19 protein-coding genes and 1 pseudogene are annotated in these 18,884 nt (G+C 48.8%); 9 read left to right on the top strand and 11 right to left on the bottom strand.

From position 1 onward, the window contains the following. Window positions 1–28: 28 nt before the first annotated feature. Window positions 29–631 carry an XRE family transcriptional regulator gene (locus tag ACLD11_RS03335; protein WP_411014531.1) on the bottom strand — a complete coding sequence of 201 codons (603 nt, stop codon included), beginning with the start codon at window positions 629–631 and terminating at the stop codon, window positions 29–31. 43 nt (window positions 632–674) lie between these two features. Between ACLD11_RS03335 and ACLD11_RS03330 the strand changes: the two genes are divergently transcribed. Together ACLD11_RS03330 and ACLD11_RS03325 are read left to right on the top strand one after the other, a co-directional pair. Beyond that, window positions 675–1,361: a B3/4 domain-containing protein gene (locus ACLD11_RS03330; protein WP_183059623.1), complete on the top strand. Its 687-nt coding sequence runs from the start codon at window positions 675–677 to the stop codon at window positions 1,359–1,361. A 27-nt stretch (window positions 1,362–1,388) separates the two neighbouring features. Next, a complete protein-coding gene (locus ACLD11_RS03325) occupies window positions 1,389–1,727 on the top strand; it encodes a hypothetical protein (protein WP_411014530.1) in 339 nt (112 codons plus the stop codon). 105 nt (window positions 1,728–1,832) lie between these two features. Here the strand turns inward: ACLD11_RS03325 and ACLD11_RS03320 are convergent, their stop codons facing one another. The 4 genes from ACLD11_RS03320 to zirU all read right to left on the bottom strand — a co-directional run bounded on the left by ACLD11_RS03320 (window position 1,833) and on the right by zirU (window position 6,119). Then, complete coding sequence (locus ACLD11_RS03320) at window positions 1,833–2,351, bottom strand: redoxin family protein (RefSeq protein WP_411014529.1); 519 nt, start codon at window positions 2,349–2,351, stop codon at window positions 1,833–1,835. 2 nt (window positions 2,352–2,353) lie between these two features. Then, window positions 2,354–3,190, bottom strand: a complete 837-nt coding sequence (locus ACLD11_RS03315) for a ZirS family two-partner secretion-like system exoprotein (protein ID WP_411014528.1) — start codon at window positions 3,188–3,190, stop codon at window positions 2,354–2,356. A 26-nt stretch (window positions 3,191–3,216) separates the two neighbouring features. Then, complete coding sequence (gene zirT, locus ACLD11_RS03310; RefSeq protein ID WP_411014527.1) at window positions 3,217–5,199, bottom strand: two-partner secretion translocator ZirT; 1,983 nt, start codon at window positions 5,197–5,199, stop codon at window positions 3,217–3,219. 74 nt (window positions 5,200–5,273) lie between these two features. After that, entirely contained in the window at window positions 5,274–6,119 is an 846-nt protein-coding gene (zirU, locus tag ACLD11_RS03305; protein ID WP_131046055.1) for a two-partner-like secretion system exoprotein ZirU, read from the bottom strand. A gap of 292 nt (window positions 6,120–6,411) precedes the next feature. Between zirU and ACLD11_RS03300 the strand changes: the two genes are divergently transcribed. Together ACLD11_RS03300 and ACLD11_RS03295 are read left to right on the top strand one after the other, a co-directional pair. Beyond that, complete coding sequence (locus ACLD11_RS03300) at window positions 6,412–7,269, top strand: GyrI-like domain-containing protein (RefSeq protein WP_411014526.1); 858 nt, start codon at window positions 6,412–6,414, stop codon at window positions 7,267–7,269. 390 nt (window positions 7,270–7,659) lie between these two features. Continuing rightward, a pseudogene (locus ACLD11_RS03295) lies at window positions 7,660–8,770 on the top strand (hypothetical protein). Between the two features lie 213 nt (window positions 8,771–8,983). On the opposite strand, the gene ACLD11_RS03290 reads toward ACLD11_RS03295, so the two are convergent. Both ACLD11_RS03290 and ACLD11_RS03285 read right to left on the bottom strand, forming a co-directional pair. Beyond that, complete coding sequence (locus ACLD11_RS03290) at window positions 8,984–9,220, bottom strand: YgdI/YgdR family lipoprotein (protein ID WP_001168016.1); 237 nt, start codon at window positions 9,218–9,220, stop codon at window positions 8,984–8,986. Between the two features lie 128 nt (window positions 9,221–9,348). Beyond that, window positions 9,349–9,939 carry a TetR/AcrR family transcriptional regulator gene (locus tag ACLD11_RS03285; protein ID WP_000208474.1) on the bottom strand — a complete coding sequence of 197 codons (591 nt, stop codon included), beginning with the start codon at window positions 9,937–9,939 and terminating at the stop codon, window positions 9,349–9,351. Between the two features lie 77 nt (window positions 9,940–10,016). Here ACLD11_RS03285 and bdcA point away from each other — a divergent pair, with 77 nt between their 5' ends. Next, complete coding sequence (gene bdcA / locus ACLD11_RS03280; RefSeq protein WP_020839314.1) at window positions 10,017–10,730, top strand: SDR family oxidoreductase; 714 nt, start codon at window positions 10,017–10,019, stop codon at window positions 10,728–10,730. A 90-nt stretch (window positions 10,731–10,820) separates the two neighbouring features. On the opposite strand, the gene ACLD11_RS03275 is transcribed toward bdcA, so the two are convergent. After that, window positions 10,821–11,690, bottom strand: coding sequence for an aldo/keto reductase (locus ACLD11_RS03275; protein ID WP_411014525.1), 870 nt, complete (start codon window positions 11,688–11,690; stop codon window positions 10,821–10,823). Between the two features lie 275 nt (window positions 11,691–11,965). After that, entirely contained in the window at window positions 11,966–12,871 is a 906-nt protein-coding gene (locus ACLD11_RS03270) for a LysR family transcriptional regulator (protein WP_411014524.1), read from the bottom strand. Between the two features lie 118 nt (window positions 12,872–12,989). Between ACLD11_RS03270 and ACLD11_RS03265 the strand changes: the two genes are divergently transcribed. Then, complete coding sequence (locus tag ACLD11_RS03265; RefSeq protein WP_411014523.1) at window positions 12,990–13,919, top strand: aromatic alcohol reductase; 930 nt, start codon at window positions 12,990–12,992, stop codon at window positions 13,917–13,919. Between the two features lie 96 nt (window positions 13,920–14,015). On the opposite strand, the gene ACLD11_RS03260 is transcribed toward ACLD11_RS03265, so the two are convergent. Then, a complete protein-coding gene (locus ACLD11_RS03260) occupies window positions 14,016–15,629 on the bottom strand; it encodes an ABC transporter substrate-binding protein (RefSeq protein ID WP_411014522.1) in 1,614 nt (537 codons plus the stop codon). 189 nt (window positions 15,630–15,818) lie between these two features. Between ACLD11_RS03260 and mpaA the strand changes: the two genes are divergently transcribed. Continuing rightward, window positions 15,819–16,547: a murein tripeptide amidase MpaA gene (gene mpaA / locus ACLD11_RS03255; protein WP_411011273.1), complete on the top strand. Its 729-nt coding sequence runs from the start codon at window positions 15,819–15,821 to the stop codon at window positions 16,545–16,547. Here the strand turns inward: mpaA and ycjG are convergent. After that, window positions 16,522–17,487 (bottom strand): L-Ala-D/L-Glu epimerase, encoded by a 966-nt coding sequence (gene ycjG, locus ACLD11_RS03250; protein ID WP_183059633.1) that lies wholly within the window; start codon window positions 17,485–17,487, stop codon window positions 16,522–16,524. The genes mpaA and ycjG overlap by 26 nt on opposite strands. Window positions 17,488–17,602: 115 nt before the next feature. On the opposite strand from ycjG, the gene tpx reads away from it, so the two are divergent. Beyond that, window positions 17,603–18,109, top strand: a complete 507-nt coding sequence (gene tpx / locus ACLD11_RS03245) for a thiol peroxidase (protein ID WP_183059634.1) — start codon at window positions 17,603–17,605, stop codon at window positions 18,107–18,109. Window positions 18,110–18,339: 230 nt separating this feature from the next. Beyond that, window positions 18,340–18,798, top strand: coding sequence for an IS200/IS605-like element IS200F family transposase (tnpA, locus tag ACLD11_RS03240; protein ID WP_411014521.1), 459 nt, complete (start codon window positions 18,340–18,342; stop codon window positions 18,796–18,798). Window positions 18,799–18,884: the final 86 nt, after the last annotated feature.

Genomic DNA, 18,884 nt, shown 5'->3' with positions numbered 1-18,884 from the left:
CGGGTTGTTAGTGCCTTCCTCACGGTGATCAACGGCTCTTTTCATTCACTGTCATGGTAAATTCAAGCACCTCCTTAGTGTCGTTAACGTAGGCATGAGGCATATTAGTTCTGGCTACAGCGGAGCAGCCCTCCCGAATAATAAAGCGTCTATCGTCGACCGTTAACGTCAGTGTTCCCTGATTAACAAACAGTAATTCACAGGTGTCGGCCGGATGTCCTGCCGATTCAAACTGTTCACCAGGATGCATTATCCATTGCCAGAGTTCCAGCATATCCGGTCCGCTGGTTCCCGCCATCAGTTTTGCGCTGCCGCCTTTCTCGCCGCGCCACAACACCGGAATAGCATCCCGGTCGATAAGATGGACCATCGGCTCGCTGGCGACGTTGACAAAATCCGCCACGGACACTCCCATTGCCGCCGCGATCTTACATAACAGCGCAATGCTTGGATTGGCTTTACAGCCTTCAATTTCCACCAGCATTCCTTTACTGACGCCGGAACGCCGCGCAAGCTCATCCAGCGACATCTTTTTTTGGCTACGAAATTGTTTGATACGTTGGGAAACAGCTTCATTTATTGTGCTGACGTCGGCGCCCGCCGTGGTCGATAAGTTGACTTTTTTGGTCATTGGTCGATATCATAGAAGAAAATAGTCATTACAGGATTATGCGATGTCTTCTATGTTACCGTCAATCAGCCCGGAACTGGCCCGTATCGCTCCCGGTTTTCGTGCATTAAGTATTAATGTTATTGCCGCTCCGATTCGCGATGCGCAGGTCGGAGAAATCGCGCTAAAAGAGGCCTGTCAGGCCGTACTTAACGGCCAGCCTGCGTGGGGACAGGCGCATATAGACGCCTGGAATGCGGTGTTTAAAGCATTCGGCGCAAAACCAAAGCGCACCCCCTGCTCGGCTGAAGCGCTACGAAAACGCGTGTTGAAGGATGGAACAATGGCGGCGCTAGACCCGGTCGTTGATCTTTATAACGCCGTGAGCCTGCGCTATGCCGTACCGGTAGGCGGCGAAAATAGCGCGGCTTATTGTGGATCGCCGCGGCTGGTTTTCGCAGACGGTAGTGAAACATTTGATACCCTGAAAGAAGGACAACCCGTCACCGAGTCGCCAGAACCGGGCGAAGTTATCTGGCGCGATGACAGAGGCGTCACCTGTCGGCGCTGGAACTGGCGTCAGGGAGTACGTACCCGACTAAGCGCTTCAGATAAAGCGATGTGGTTTATCCTTGAAAGCTTGCCGGAAATGCCGGTTGATGAATTGTACGCGGCAGGAAACATGCTGACTGACGGCCTTGAAAAAATGATGCCAGGTTTACGTTTTGAATCCACGTTGATAGGTGTTTGATTGATATTGCGTAACAGGAGAAATACTATGTCGCTGTTTCTGACAAGTTTTATTTTCGAAAAAAAAGAGTACGACGAAGAGTTTTATCAACTGGATGGCTGGATTGAGCGCTATACGCAGTCTATTGATGGCTATATTGGGATGGAAAGCTATACCGATGCCGCCAGCGGAAGAATAGTTAATAATTATTACTGGCAGACCCGCGAATCAATGGAGCTATTGATAAATAATTTACAGCACCAGCAGGCCAAATCACAAAGCCATAAGTGGCTTTCCGGTTACCAGACGATTATTGCAGAAATTCAGTGGTGCCATAACGTTAACCTGCCCCATCCGCTGGCATCATTTTCAGTTCCTTATGCGTGATGCAATAGTATATATATTAAATGTGGGGGCACACAAGAGAATGCCTGCGCCCCTGCATTGCCGGTTATTCGGTTCTCTGTGCAGGGGCGGTGCTGATATAAGTGATTAGTAAACAGGAAGATGAGTGATATCTCGTGGTACAATAACACGCGTAACCACATTGTTTTCATCGCACTCTATCAACGCTCTGGCAAAAATACTGAGCTCATTAATTTTCAGCCCGGAATTATCCAAAAACTGGCGGCAAGCGTAGTCAGAAACAAAAATTATGCCGGGATGAATATCATGTTCCCGAATAAAACGGGCCTGAGCAAATGGCGTATCCATACTCAACACATATACCGCCCGGTTTGAGTGGCTACCCGCTGATTTAAGGCGGTCACTATATTCTTTTACCTGCCATTCACAAACCGGCGTATCCAGTGACGGAACGACAATAATCCGCTTTTTTATCCCCGGGATACAGTAACCCGGCAATAAATCATGGCTCACCAGCCCCTTTGTACAGGGTAATGGTTCGCCTTCAGCCAGTATACCAGGTTTGAGGGTCAGTTGTGTTTTGCCAAAGGTCACTGAGTACTCCTGCCCCAATGAGATATAATCCTGTGTTGTTGTTGGCGTCATAATTATTTCCCTGTAATCATAATCTTTTTAGACAAAAGAAATACACCCAAATGTTTGTATTCTAAGAATACCTTTGGGTCTCTACTACCATTAGCACCTTTATAGGTTACCGTATGTATATACTCGCCGGGGTTAGAACCCTTTTTGACAAAGGAAATATCCCATTCCCCATCATGGTTATAGTCCCTATATCTCATTATCTCAAGATCATTTATAGGATTGTTATCTTTGTCCTTGAAAATAAGTTTTACGATAGCGCTTTCTCCCGGTAAAAGAACAGGTTTATCTATATCCACGATAGCTAAGTCTGGAGGCATATTGACTATGACCTTTGTCTCAACGTAGAAGGGAGCAGAGACTGTAGGCACCGGCGTGTAGCCTGATGCTGAAGCCATATCCGTTTCGTTATAAAGTTCCAACTTTAGTTTTGAACCAACATGCTCCTCCTTGAAGTCAAATCTATATTCACATGGTTTTTCACGTTTAACTTTATGCTGAGAACCATCTCGATTAACCAGATAATATGTACATGTCATAGTAGATGTTTCACTAGCCTGAAAGTAATGTGTATCAGGGTCCCTGGCGTCCCAAAGTAGATATTTGTTTAGCGTAGTTCCCGAAACGGGCGCATAATCAGTGTCATACACTAGAGCTTGCCCCTTCTCATTTTCGAACTTGAAGACAACTCTCGGTTTCTCAGGTCTGTGCCCAACGCTCGGCGCCGTAGGAGGAGAAAGCATCCCGACGGTTGCTGCGGACGTTGTCGACGAACCCGCCGAGACGCTTATTGACACAGCCGCCAGAAGCAGGCTATAGATAATAAGATTATGTTTCGACATACGCACTGTTGATCCTTTTTAAAACATTAATTCGCATCAGATGCTGCGGTAGAACTCTTAGCATTTTCTTTATCAGAAATAATTCTGACGCGGATATATTTATTCTGTAGCGATTCCCCGTTAAGGCTATAAGGGATAAGCCTGGTGGCTTTTGTCGCCCCCGGTACGGATTGCCAGGATTTCATTTCATCCGAGATTTCCCACTGATAATTAAACGCATCAGTACAGTCCGTGTTATTTACACAAAGCGTTCTGGCTCGCATTTCCGTTCCGACGACTGGCGCAGTAACGCTTCCGTTGGCTTCTTCAGTACCCGGCGTAAAAAGCACCTCTACAGAAGTGACCTTCTGCGCAATACTGCCTGACTGAGCTTGTAGTAGTACTGTACCCTTCACCGGATGTTTATCGTCTGGTCCGCTTGCTTCGATATGTAATTTGAGCGAGCGGGCATCATCGCCGATATGGGTCACCAGAACCCGTTCAACCCAATGGCCGTCACGCTCTGTACCGCCGAGCGCTTTAAATGCCAGACCCGGCGTATCTGATTGATACTTAATATTACGTGGTTTGAGCGACGCCCACTCCTCTTCAGAACGCTCGCGCACGTAGTGCCACTCAATAACCTTCCCCTCTTCTCCGGCAGGAAGCGGCGTACTGATAACAAAGTTGCCGTTCTCAACCTGAACATCGTCATTGATAACATTTATCCATGAACGGAAACTGGTCTCATCCTGTGTCACCCTTACCGGGATACGCTCGGAGGTCACGCGAGCACCCCGGCTGTCAGTCACCGTTAAATAAAGGCTATACTCCTGACCGTCGCTCGCCGTCAGCGGAAGTTGTGGAAGGATAAGGCCGCTGCCCAGACTCCCCTGAAGCTGGAGTCCGGCGAGAAGCTCCGCATCACCCGACCACTCAACCTTCTCAATCGAGTAACGGCTATCTACCGTCGCCATTAATGTCACCAGCGTCCCGGACAGGCCTGACACCGGCATTACCGTAATGCGGATTTTACTGGCCTGCTCCCGATACGCCATGACGATATCGTAATTACGATCGACAAAGGCACGCCGATTAGTCGTATTTGAGGGCGCCCCAACGTTGCGGTAATCAAGCTGTTCATGTAACGGCGTACCGAAGGAATAGTTGACTCTCAGACCGCCCTCTGCCTGCGATCCGCCTTTACCGGCGTCCCGATATCCTGCTCTGACCTCAAGCAAGGGGACAGGATTCCAGACCAGAGCCGCACCTGCGGCGCGGGGATTCCGGCTTAATGTACCGTTACCCAATAGATCAACTTTATCCCCGTAATACTGTTCATATGTCAGCTCGCCACTGAACCAGGGAAAATCGGGAAGCGTGCCTTTTGTTCGCAGATCAAAGCCATATGCCGGACGCTCATCATGTAATTCATGCGCTGCTGACGTTTTCCAGCCGGTGAGAGGGAAATAATAGTTGCCGGAAAAGGCCAGACTGTCTTTATAGACTTCCCCGCCAATGCCGCCACGTAAGTGGGAATAACGGATGTCGGCATCCAGAAACGTATTGACGCCGAGCAGCCATCCATTGACCTCCTGACGGTAACCCACACCAACGTTAGCATAGATGCGGCCATCGAAACTGCTGCTGTCGTGGTCGCGAAAGCCAAGCTGGCCAAAGAGTAAAGACGATGTCGTTTCCTGGGTGGGAATAAACATATCGAACTCTGATGAGCGATATTTCGCGCCATCTTCAAGATTGACGCCACCACGGAAAATAATCTCCGGAAAAGCGCTCTTCATCCCCTCGTTCACCAGATGATTAGCGGCTTGCCCTGGCAATGCCTTTATTTTTCCTTTGGCATAATCCTCCAGCGTCCCCTCCTGCAGATGCGGAGAAATAGACGATGCCGTTCCTGCAATCCATGACTGAATTTCATTATCGCTATCAGCGATGACCGGGAGTGAAATCTGACTGGTAACAATGGCCCAGGTTATATATTTAGTAATGGGTTTTTTAGAAAAAACCACTTTATTGTCTCCTGCTATATCCCCCTGCCTGGCAGAGGGAGTATTTAAATAAGATGTTTATTTGGCGGTAACCATCAGCGACGGATAGCGCGTTTATTCTCCGGCGTGGCTTTCGTCGTTTTAGGCGTAACGTGGACACGGAACAGTTTATTCTGCTCAGTTCCCTTAATAATATATTTATGTTTTTCAGCGTTGGTATTATTCAGATCGGTGAACTTATCTGGTGTCCCGGCATCCGCCATCTGCCAGGTAAAGTTATAATTACTGACCTCACACTCAGCCGCCGCTGTGGCGGCACATTCCAGTACCGCTTCAAGGGTGCCGCCCACCACTGGGGTGTTGGCGTCATTGGTACCGTTGAGTTCATCAGTTGGTTTACCACTTTCATTCACCACATTGATAGTGACAGAACGTAGCTTATTAGAAATTGTACCGTCTGCGGCGGAGTCGCCGCCCACCCCAGAAGATGCAGAAGTTAATAAGACAGTGGCAGGCAAGAATGCACTATCCGGCGTCCCCGTTGCCGTCTTAATCCGGTAAACGATTTTAATTTTTTTACCGCCTGCATCAGCAGGAATGGTAAAAGCCGTCCCGGTTGCCGCCGGGGTTCCAGAAGGATCGGCGGCCTCATTATCCACCAGATACCATTTAATATCGTCGGCATTATTCATTTTATCCAGCGATAAGGGATCCCCATCCTCATCCCTAATAAAAACATCCGCTATCTGGAGGGTTGAACCGGTCGTCAGTTCCCCAGACACTTCTATCTTTTTTGCATTAGTAGTTGCCACAGGACGGTGACCAACAGAAGCAGGTGTAGCAGAAGAAGCCATATCATTGGCTCTGGTATTCGCCACCGCCTCTACTGAGACCACGGATGCACAAATCGCTAACGCTAATAAAGATTTTTTTAAGTACAAAACAATTCCCTTTTATTAAATCATTAGAAATAATTACGAGATTTATAATCTCACGGGCTAAAAATTCAGAGTTATTCAATCATTTTAACCGCCTGTGAAATTATGCCCTTCGCCATGCTAATTACTTAGCTTTACTGGCAAAAGCCGATCTCCAAGTGTAAAGTTTATTCAGAAACGTCAAGCAATTTAAATCTTCCTTGTTTTGCCAGAAAAGCTAACAACCCTCAGTAGTTTAATAACACAGTATGTCAAACACCTTAAATATTTATATTTAAGGCTTCAACAAAGAGGAATGATGATGAAAAAAGCCATAATAGACTCAGTATTAGAGCAAATAGAAAAAAACCTTGAGGAGAGGATTGATATTGAAAAGCTGGTTGTTATAACAGGTTATTCGCGAAGGAGTTTGCAGGATTTTTTTAAAAAAAAGTGTGGGGTGTCTATCGGAAAATATATCAGACAACGCAAGTTGAGCAGAAGCGCCACTCTGCTAAAGTTGACCTCTCAGTCGGTTACAGATATCGCGTTCAGAATGGGGTTTGATTCAGTACAGTCCTATAGTCGAGAGTTCAAAAAAACATTTGGCGTCAATCCCAATAACTATCGCAAGGCTGATTTCTGGGATCTCAGAAACCTACGGCCTCCCTACTGGCTTGACTGTGATGAACATTATCAGTTCGAAATTTGTCAGCTTACGTCAAAAGAAATTTTCGGATTTCAAACATCTCATCAGATCGCAACAAATGACCTTCCTAAAAAAGCGTCGCCTATAAAATGGAAAATCATTCATGAGACGCTCAGAACGTGGGGCAAAAATGTGTATTGTCTCTCGTCTTTTAAGCCGGATAATACCAAAGACCAGGTCATCGCCGTAAGCAGTTTTTTTGGTATGGAACATAATTCCGTTGATGGAGGCAAAATACCCATGTCCAGGGTAATAAAATGTGGTAAATATGCAAAATTCCATTTCGTTGGTCATAAGGAACAATATCAACAATTTTCCAATACAATATATATGTGTATATTGCCAAAACTGAATCTTATCAGGAGAGAAGGAGAAGATATTGAATACTTCCATTTGGCATCTGTCCAAAAGCAACAGAATAATGAATCCATTGTCGATCTTTATTATTACATCCCTGTACTGTAATGACTTCGTACCATCCACGCATTTCATCTGAAAAGTCTTCTCTTTTCAGAACGGTAATAAAACTCTCAGTATTGATTCTGGTAAAATAAGTGGCCATTAAATATAGTTAACGTTTTGAAAGAATTGAAAAAATAAATTGCGTGCACGCGACACCGGGGACAGATTTCTGACAGTATTGTACGGTGTAGTGATCAGGTAATATTGGCTACAGTTTACGATAAAAGCAAAGTCCATACTTTAACTATTAATGGGAGTATGCTGGCCGGGCGGCTTGCGGGGCCTTCATGCTCCCACATCTATAATGTTGGTATGATTACATTCTCTCTATACTTTACTGTGCTAACCTTTTATCTCGTTGAGATAACATTTAATTAAAATGTTCTCTTTTTGATGTACATTATAAGAGGAGACATTATTCATATTTTCGAAATCAGGGCAGACGATATGTATACAACCATCATAAACACAGCGCTAGCAATGGTAGCTTGTTTTTCGTATATCGCACAAGCCAGTACCCACCCTCCTCTTATTATTACCAGGGGAGCCGGAGGAGACGCCTCCGGAGCCACAGTCATTCATGATAATTGGCGGCATGGCACTCCTGATCTGGTCAATCTTACCGATATCCCCATAGATAAAATCAGACCAGAAAAATACAGTTGCGTACTGATTATTGGGCAAGGAGCTATAAAAGAGATGCTTCTTGCGAACAATGCCTCAGCAATACTTTCCGGAAAAACTGTTGGTCTGTATAGTCATCTGATCGATCAGAACACGCTCAGATTACTTCGGCAATTGCAGAACAAAGTGAGATTCAATCTCTTTTTTACCCGCTCACAGATAACTCTACTAAAACTAAGGAACATTTCAGAATATAATTTTTTGAGTTCTAAAGTAAATAATGTCTGGGGGACAAGACTCACTAGCAATTGAAACAGTGGCACCTGACAGGGGTAATATACCGGAAAAAGCTCTTCCCCTCAAAACAACAGATTATGTGATCTGGCTGGGTGGAAACTATACTACCTCCTCTGGTACGTAGCGTATCTTCACAAACGATTAGATTGTTGTAGCCCTGAAACCACTACATAATGTTATTTCATCAAATGCATCGATTGCTATTATGCTTTCACCACGTTTTTTTGATAATAGCATGAGTAAAGAAGCAAAAGTTAAACGACTGAAGGCAGTACTTAACACCTTTTCGCGAAACAGGGTCACATTTTATATGAGTAAGGAGATGCTTGCTAATCTGAAAGAATTTGATTTGCCTGTTCAACTATCCCCTTCTTACGCGGAGCTGATGCGAATGCCCTGGGCCAGCGCTACCCAGCATTTTGCCTCTGTGGATCAATATAACCTGTTTGCTGATCTCATACCAAAAGTCACACCATTTCTTCTTGAACCGAATGATGCCGATCAAGCTCTCTATGCGACGGATTATCTTAATACCCGGCGTGTAAGTCTGACCCAAAATATTCTTAACCATGATTGTGACTAAATAAAACGCGCAGAATCCGGGATAGTTAACAATCCAAAACAGACCGTTAGCCATGAGTACTGTTTATCTTCACTATACAGGGAAAAACCAAATAACTGACGACACAAATCAAGCCGAGACCCTATATTCGGCTATACAGGCGCTCTATTCAATTCAGGCCCAGAAACAGTCCGGTACCCATACTGGACACGGCCTCCCAACTGCTTTAGCGCATTACCAGTCCAGCTTCGATGCGCCTTCTGTCGTCTGCACTATTTCACTGGTTTTAATGACGCGATGATAACCATAAGCATCAGCGTATTTCGTCATTCCGGTTGCGGTGTCAACCTCCGGCTTACCCTGCGTTTCAATAATCTCTCCCGTCCGGGTCGTCATGGTATAGGTCGTTGTACATCCGGCTAGCATCAACACTGATAAGCTAAGTACCGTAATAAGACTACATTTTTGCATTTCTCGTTTCCCTGACACTTCTATTTTTGATGTACTTTACCGAATGCCGCAACGGCAAGATGGATGATTAGGGCTATTGCTCTCTGTTTGCCCGTATCTGATTGGCTCAGGTTTTTTGATGCGCTGCGTTAATCCGGCAGTAATCGCTCCAGCACATCCCCAGCCAGAAGCACGCTCTCCTGAAGACGCTCCAGGCTATACCCCGCTCGCGCCTTGGCGGAAAGCCCCGCCATTAGCGTCCCCATAAAGTCCGTCGTCCGGTCAGCCTCTTGCGGATACCGCATGGCGACATAAGTGCGAATTAGGTTTTCAGCAGCGATGTAAAACTCGCAGGCGGCCTCTCGTGCCGGTTTATCGTTACAATGAGCGCCCTCCAGAACCAGACACCCAGTGGCATCAGGATCGGCAGCGTAACGTCTTGCCGCTTCCATCAGCACATCGATAAGGCACTTCGCGGTCGGGCGATCGTGACGCAGAAGCGCCCCGAGCGGAATCGCGTCGGTCATCCTGTAACGCTTTAATACGCGAGTATACAGCCCCAGCTTGCTGCCAAACGCCGCATAGAAACTGGGAGGATTGATCCCGAACGCTTTTGTCAGATCCGCTACGCTCACCGCGTCGTAGCCGCGCGAATGAAATAAGTGTTGAGCGGTTTCAATGGCTTGCTCCGGATCGAACTGGCGAGGGCGACCCGGCGTTCGGCTATGTTTTGTAGTCATTACTACATAACTCCTTGACGGCATGATTTCATTACGCATATTGTAGTGGTTACTACAATATCATAAAGGACATCCTGATGACGCTATTTCGCAACAAATCTGTACTGGTTTTAGGGGGAAGTCGTGGTATCGGCGCGGCTATTGTACGACGCTTTAGCGCTGACGGCGCATCGGTCGTTTTCAGCTACGCCGGATCGCGTGAAGCCGCCGAAAAACTGGCAGCGGAAACCGGAAGCACCGCCATCCAGACGGATAGCGCCGATCGTGATGCCGTCATCAGCCTCGTGCGTGAGTACGGACCGCTGGATATTCTGGTCGTCAATGCGGGCGTCGCTCTCTTCGGCGATGCGCTGGAACAAGATAGCGATGCAATAGATCGTTTGTTCCGCATTAATATCCATGCGCCTTACCATGCGTCAGTCGAAGCAGCCCGCAACATGCCGGAAGGTGGACGCATTATTATTATCGGTTCCGTGAATGGCGATCGGATGCCCGTACCGGGAATGGCCGCGTACGCCGCCAGTAAATCAGCCCTGCAAGGGCTGGCGCGCGGCCTGGCCCGTGATTTTGGCCCCCGCGGAATTACGATAAATGTGGTGCAGCCAGGCCCCATTGATACTGACATCAATCCGGAAGATGGCCCCATGAAAGAGCTGATGCACAGTTTCATGGCGATCAAACGACACGGAAGACCTGAAGAAGTGGCTGGAATGGTGGCATGGCTTGCCGGCCCGGAAGCCTCTTTCGTCACCGGCGCGATGCACACCATTGATGGTGCCTTCGGCGCCTGACGGCCAGGCGAATATCACACGGTTGCCGTCTACGCTCTGGCAACCGTGTTAGAAGCTGTTCATGCGAGAAAACATCCGCAAGCGCTGCGATCAATCGTGGATTTTAACGCCAAGACAACCGCGAACAAATTCAGGATTAAAATGCTTCACCGCTTCGCCAACGTAGCCTAAATCAAGGGCGTTGATTTGAGCCATTTCGTTATCCGTTAGTGAGAAATCCCAGATAGCAAAGTTCTCTTCAATGCGTTCCTGTCGAGTGGATTTAGGAATAACCGTGACGCCACGCTGCACGTTCCAACGCAGGACAACCTGCGCGATGGTTTTTTGATGGGCATCGGCAATCCTTTGAAGCATGACATTTTCATACGGTTTATGTCTCCCGCCGCCTAACGGCGCCCACGCTTCAGGCTGAACGTTATAATGCTTCATGGTTTCCAGCGCGGCGGGTTGTGCAAAGTATGGATGCAATTCGACCTGGTTTACCATTGGCGTAATTCTGACGGTTTCACAGAAGTTGGCTAACACATGCGCATAGAAGTTGGACACGCCAATGGCTTTTAGTTTACCGGCTTCATAAGCGTCTTCCAGCGCGCGCCACGCACTAAAATAATCGCCCATTGCCTGATGCAATAAATAGAGATCAAAATAATCTAACCCGGATTTTTTCAGCGACGCTTCAATACCTGCTTTGGCCAGATCGTAGTTAGCCATATCTTGCACCCACAGTTTAGAAGTAATAAATAACTCCTCACGGGTACACAGACCTGTCGCGATGGCTTCACTAACAGCGTCACCAACAGCATCTTCATTGCCGTATACCGCAGCGGTATCGATAAGACGATAACCGCTGCGAATAGCGCTTAACACTGACTGCTGACATTCTTCTTTGTCGGTTACCTTAAAAACGCCAAAACCCACCATAGGCATTTTAAGGTTGTTACTTAATATTGAATATTCCACGCTAAAGCACCCTTTCGTCGTAAAGACGCCATGATAAGAGCAAAATACAGGTACAATGAGTATTGTTAAATCCGATTATATTTATACAAAAGTTCATTAATAACAGTTGTACAGATTTTTTATTGCATCCAAACGTTCTGTGCTTGCTATATCCTCGCCGTGTAGCCCCCTGTTTGATAATGCCTTTTTCTTATGCGTCAAAACCAGTACCGTCATTTTGAACGTCTGTGGAAAAGTTTTCTGAACAGGCAATGCGATATCCGGAATAATATTTTTTAGCGAAGAGGCTCCGACTGGCTCAGCGCCGTTTTGCACCAGTCATAAAAAGCGCGTACCGAAGGCGGCAGAAACCTGTTTTGCGGATAGACCAGCGCAAGCGGCAAATCATAAGAATGGTTGTCCATGCAGGTCACCAGCGCCCCGCTGTGCAGATACGGCGCAACCAGATAGCTGGCGACGCGAATTAACCCCAGCCCCTGTATTCCGGCCTGAATATAAGCGTCCGTATCATCGACAACCAGCGTCTCCTGCATCCGCATCGCGTAATCCTCCCCCTCACGCGTAAAAAACCAGTCGGTGGTACGCCCGGTGCGGTGGTTCAGGTAGCCGACCGCATGGTGTTTTTGCAGATCATCTAAATTTTCAGGGCTACCGTAACGCTCAATGTAAGTGGGCGATGCTGCTATCACCCAGTTAAAACTGGCGAGCGGACGGGCAACCAGCGTGGTGGAATCATCGATCCTGCCGGCCCGAATCACGCAGTCATACCCTTGAAGGATAATATCCTCCACGCTATCGCTGGAACAAAGTATCAGCTCCAGCTCCGGATACTGGCGCAAAAAGGCCGGGAGCGTGGGAATAATGCAATGCCGGGCGAGAGATTGCGGCATCCCCACTTTAAAACGCCCTTTGGGTTGTGCCGCCCGGCCGGGAAATGACGACTCCATGGCCGCGATATCTGCCAGCACTCTTTTGCACTCTTCGTAGTAACGCCGCCCCTCTGCGGTCACGCTAAGTTTGCGGGTTGTACGTTGCAAAAGTTGAATCTTAAGCCAGGATTCCAGTTCTTTAACCACCCGCGATACCGTTGAGCGCGGCACGCCCAGCACTTCGGCGGCTCTGATAAAACTATGGGTATCCACCACGCAAACATAGACCTGCATCGCTTCCAGCTTATCCATTTTCCCCCCACCAATTATCCCATTTATCAGAACAGTCTAACCCGTCTTCGGCGTCTTATCGAACGCAGATCCCTGACGTAATCTCTACCTACAGGTGAATTAACACAGAGAGGGGCAAATGAAACAATCCAATAATCAGGTAGGTGAAAAAGTATTGGTGCTGGGCGCGGGACAACTGGGGGCGTCAGTGCTGGCGTCGTTGGTTCCGGCGGTCACACAGCGTAATGGTTCCGTTAGCGTTATTGTGTCAGGGCGATCCAGGGATAAACAGAGCAAACGACGTTCCAGCATTCATCAACAACTGGCGGATGCCGGTGCGCGGTTTATCCCGGTCGACATCGCGGGCAGTTCGGTTGCAGCGTTAAAAGATCAATTCCGCGGTTTTGATACGATCATCAATTGTATGGGGTTTGTCGCCGATGCAGGTACCCAGATAAAAATCACCCGCGCGGTACTGGAGGCGGGCGTTAAGCGCTATTTCCCCTGGCAGTTTGGCGTGAATTACGATGTGGTCGGCAAAGGCAGCGGCCAGCCGGTGTGGGACGAACAGTATGACGTCAGGACACTTTTGCGCGAGCAAAACGCCACAGAGTGGGTGATTGTTTCAACCGGCATATTTATCTCTTTTCTCTTCGAACCGGCCTTTGGTGTGGTCAACTTAGCCCAAAAAACCATCAATGCCCTCGGCGGATGGGAAATGCAGGTCACCGTCACGTCGCCTGCGGATATTGGTCGCCTGACCACTGAAATTTATCTGCATCAGCCGCGTATCACTAACGAAGTCGTCTTTGTCGCGGGGGAAACGACCTCTTATGCAAAACTGGCGGAAACGGTCGAACGCGTGACGCAGCAAACCTTTACCCGAGGCGTATTGACGCTACCTGACTTACAGGAGCAACTCCGTTTACATCCGCATGATCCAATGCTGCGCTATCGCGTCGCCTTCGCGCGTGGTGACGGTATGTGGTGGCCGATGAGTGACACCTGGAATGCACAACATCATCTGCCGACACAGGATATTGCCGCCTGGCTGAAAACACAGCAATGAGAACGGCGGCATCAGGCGCTCGCTTAATCCCCATGCCTTCTGCCAGCATCAGGCGGCGGGCTTGGCTACCTTGCGTTAACAAGAAACCAGTACGCATCAGTGCTTCACGATATACATCGTACGGCTATAGGCCACATCTTCCGGGTTAGTAATGGGGTATCCCTTTACCCACGGTTTAATTAACCGGCCATTGGTATACTGATAAATAGGCGCTATAGGCGCTTGTTCCGTTAAAATTTTCTCCGCTGCATTGTAATCCGCGTTACGCGCTTCGGCGGTATTTTCCATCGTCGCTTGTGTCAGGATTTTGTCATAAGTCGGATTAGTAAAGCGTGAAATATTCCCCGTATGCGTGGACGTTAATAAAGATAAGAAAGTCGACGGTTCGTTGTAATCACCCACCCAGGAGGCGCGAATAACATCAAAATTACCGGTATTCCGGCTGTCGATATACGTTTTCCACTCCTGGTTTTGCAATTTCACATCCACTCCCAGATTTTTCTTCCACATTGACGCCACCGCAATCGCGATTTTCTGATGGTTTTCTGAGGTATTGTAAAGCAGGGTTAATTTAAGCGGCTTCTGCGATCCGTAGCCTGCTGCACGCAGCAATGTTTTCGCCTGGGCATTAAGTTCTTCCTGGCTCATTTGTTCAAACGGTGAAGGGTCTGGCGTAAATCCTGCCGTGACATCCGGTGTAAAATGCCAGGCCGGTTTTTCACCGGTACCTAAGACTTTTTCCGCCATCAAACGGCGATCAATGGTCATACTTAGCGCCAGACGAACGCGGGAATCCGCCGTCGGCCCTTTCTGCGTATTAAACGCATAATAATAAGTCCCTAATTGCGGCGGCGTATAAACTTGCCCTGGAATATCCTTCAATAATTTCTGGTACATATTTTTAGGGAAAGATTCGGTGATATCGATATCACCGGCAAGATAACGTTTCGTCGCAGCCGACTCCTGGTTAATGGGTAAAAATGTCACTTTTTGCAGTACCGTTTTCGCGTTATCCCAGTAATGCGTATTAGGCATGACCACCAGTTTTTCATTTACCACGCGCTCTTTAAGCACATACGCGCCATTGCCGATCAGTTTTCCCGGCTTCATCCAGTCTTTGCCGCTTTCGACATTCGCTTTTTGGACCGGATAAAAGGCAAAACTGGCGGTCAGACTGGCAAACCAGGGCAACGGCTTGTCAAGCTGAACACGCAAAGTGTGCGCGTCCACGGCACTGACGCCAAGCTGATCCGGCGTGACTTTACCGTCGATAATGGCTTGCGCATTAGTGATGCCAGCCAGAGCGGAAAACCAGGCGAAGGGGGAAAGCGTTTTGGGATCAACAAGGCGTTGCCAGCTATAGACAAAATCCTGGGCGGTCACCGGCGTTCCATCGGCCCATTGCGCATTATCCCGCAACGTAAACGTCCAGATACGATTATCATTGCTCTTCCACTGGCTGGCGACGCCCGGGATAATTTCACCCTTTTCGTTCTGGTTAACCAGCCCTTCAAACAGATCGCGGATCACCTGAATTTCAGGCAGCCCAACGGCTTTCGCTGGATCTAACGAAGCGGGCTCATCTTTGATATGACGCACCAGTTCTTGTTTCTCTGCCAGTACCGTTCCGCCGGGAACATCCGCAGCATATGCCAGGGAAAAGCTGCTAACCAATAGCGCACAACAGGTTACTGAAACAGAATGCCTCATAGAAGTTCCTCAAAGATGAGTTAAATGACAACGTAATTATTTGTTTCAGCAGAAAGGAATGCAATTATCTTCCGCCAGAAAGTTGATATCGCACCATACGAGAAGGTAAATAAAAACCATTTGATAATCGGCGGGTTTTACACAACACTACGATGATTACCCTACTGGTCTCAGCTTCGGGAAACGCGCATGACTGTCACCCGCCCCCGTGCCGAGCGCGGCGCATTTCCGCCAGGCACTGAACATTATGGACATTCGCTACTTGGCGCGCCGCTAATCTGGTTTCCGGCGCCTGCCGCCGATCGCGAAAGTGGCCTGATACTGGCTGGCACCCACGGGGATGAAACCTCATCCGTGGTGACGCTCTCCTGTGCGTTACGCACCTTAAATCCGTCCCTTCGCCGTCATCATGTCATACTTGCCGTTAATCCTGATGGCTGTCAACTGGGGTTAAGGGCAAATGCGAATGGCATTGATCTAAACCGTAACTTTCCCGCCGCCAACTGGAAAGCGGGTGAGACAGTTTATCGCTGGAATAGCCGCGCGCAAGAGCGTGATGTCGTGCTGCTAACCGGCGACCATCCCGGCTCAGAACCGGAAACCCAGGCGCTTTGCCAGTTAATACATCGACTCCAACCCGCCTGGGTCGTCTCTTTTCACGATCCGCTAGCCTGCATTGAAGATCCACGTCGCAGCGAGCTAGGCGAGTGGCTGGCCGATGCGTTTGCGTTGCCGCTGGTGACCAGCGTAGGTTACGAAACGCCCGGTTCGTTTGGCAGCTGGTGCGCCGACCTCAACCTGCACTGCATTACCGCCGAGTTTCCCCCTGTTTCCGCCGATGAAGCCAGCGAAAAATACCTGCTGGCTATGTCGAATCTGCTTCGCTGGCATCCTAAAGATGGAGTTGACCCGTCGTAAAGCGTAGCGCGGGCTCAACATCAACCGCCAGCCATGTTGGGCCATCAAGATCGGCGAAGCTCACCTGCGGCATAAGCGGCAGCGCGGCGCTAATCGCTCTTGATGTACAGAGCATACAGCCCAGCATCAGGCCGAATCCTTGCTCCCGCGCCTCCGTTGCCAGCGCCAGCGCCTCGGTCAGACCGCCGGTTTTATCCAGCTTAATGTTGATCATATCGTAGCGCCCCGTCAGGGTTTTCAGACCACTGCGAGTATGGCAGCTCTCATCTGCACAGATGGGCAACGGATGAATAAAATTTTCCAGGGCGGCGTCATCCTGCGCGGGCAGCGGTTGCTCCAGCATCGCGACATTCAGATCCGCCAGTAACTGGCAACGCGCCGCCAGCCCCTCCGGACGCCACGATTCATTGGCGTCCACAATGAGCGTCGCCTCCGGCACCGCCGAGCGGATCGCCACCATACGTTCGCTAATCAGACGAGCATCGAGTTTAATTTTCAGCAACGTCGCCCCTTTTTCCCATAGTGCCGCCGCACTGGCCGCCATCTGTTCCGGCGTGCCTATCACTACCGTTTGCGCGGTAGTAACAACCGGGGCCAGCGTCACGCCGAGCAGCCCGGCAAGGCTTTGCTGCCGCTGGCGGGCCTGCAAATCCCATAAGGCGCTATCCACCGCGTTGCGCGCCGCGCCTGCCGGCAACAGTTTCTGCAATGCTTCGCGAGTCAGCCCGTTTTCTAACTGAGACACAATACTCATGATTTGCGCCATGACCGAGGCATCACTTTCACCATAACGTGGATATGGCGTACATTCCCCGATGCCTTTTACGTCCTCTTCTTCCAGTTCGACAACGACAACATGCGCTTCGCTTCGGCTACCACGCGCAATAACGAAAGGCGTATGTAACGGCCAGGTTTCCTCATATACCTTAACAGATCTCATCTCTTCCCCTCTGATAGCGCCGGACGCGGCTTGCTACAAATAGTATTTGCCGTGTTAATGAATAATGACTTAAACTGGATTTCGACGTTAACTATAAGTAAATAGGAACATTATTATGTCACAGACTGTACATTTCCAGGGTAACCCGGTCACCGTTGCCAACGTTATTCCGCAGGCTGGTAGCAAAGCACAGGCTTTTACTCTTGTCGCAAAAGATTTGTCTGACGTTTCCCTCAGCCAATATGCAGGCAAACGCAAAGTGCTGAATATTTTCCCAAGCATTGATACTGGCGTATGCGCCGCATCAGTTCGTAAGTTTAATCAACTGGCCACAGAAGTGGAGAATACCGTCGTATTGTGCGTTTCTGCTGACCTGCCTTTTGCGCAGTCGCGTTTTTGCGGCGCGGAAGGCCTGAGCAACGTTATTACGCTTTCCACTCTGCGTAATAACGCGTTTCTGAAAAACTACGGCGTCGAAATCGTTGACGGCCCGCTGAAAGGTTTGGCGGCGCGCGCAGTCATCGTGCTTGACGAAAACGACAACGTTATTTTCAGCCAGTTGGTGGATGAAATCACCCACGAGCCGGATTACGACGCCGCGCTTAATGTCCTGAAGGCATAAGCCGGCACCTGCTGGCGCTACGTTTGTCAGTGCTACAGGCGGTGCTCTTTTGTCACAAGAAGGCCTCTATCCGGAGGCCTTCTTTTTGTCTATGGAAAACCCCCAGCTAGGCTGGGGGTTCCGGAAAGCTTTCAGCTTTAAGCCAGTTATTAAAACCCCTTTTGATTTGTTAAAACATCTTGCGGTCTGGCAACTGCAAAAGTTCAACAAGAAATCAAAAGGGGGTCCCAATGGGGGACGAAAAGAGCTTAGCGCACACCCGATGGAACTGTAAATATCACATAGTTTTCGCGCCCAAATACCGAAGACAAGCGTTCTATGGAGAGAAGCGTAGGGCAGTAGGCAGCATATTAAGAAAATTGTGTGAATGGAAAAACGTACGAATTCTGGAAGCAGAATGTTGTGCAGATCATATTCACATGCTTCTGGAGATCCCGCCGAAGATGAGTGTGTCGAGCTTCATGGGATATCTGAAGGGTAAAAGTAGTCTGATGCTTTACGAGCAGTTTGGGGATCTAAAATTCAAATACAGGAACAGGGAGTTCTGGTGCAGAGGGTACTATGTCGATACGGTGGGTAAGAACACGGCGAAGATACAGGCCTACATAAAGCACCAGCTTGAAGAGGATAAAATGGGTGAGCAACTATCGATCCCTTATCCGGGCAGCCCGTTTACGGGCCGTAAGTAACGAAGTTTGATGCAAATGTCAGATCGTATGCGCCTGTTAGGGCGCGGCTGGTAAGAGAGCCTTACAGGCGCATCAGAAAAACCTCC

Origin of the sequence: Salmonella sp. 741265116_PST, assembly GCF_046567715.1 — a bacterium.
In the GTDB taxonomy this organism is placed as follows: domain Bacteria; phylum Pseudomonadota; class Gammaproteobacteria; order Enterobacterales; family Enterobacteriaceae; genus Salmonella; species Salmonella enterica.
Note: the sequence above shows the minus strand (reverse complement) of the source record. Positions and strands in the feature narration are given on the sequence as shown.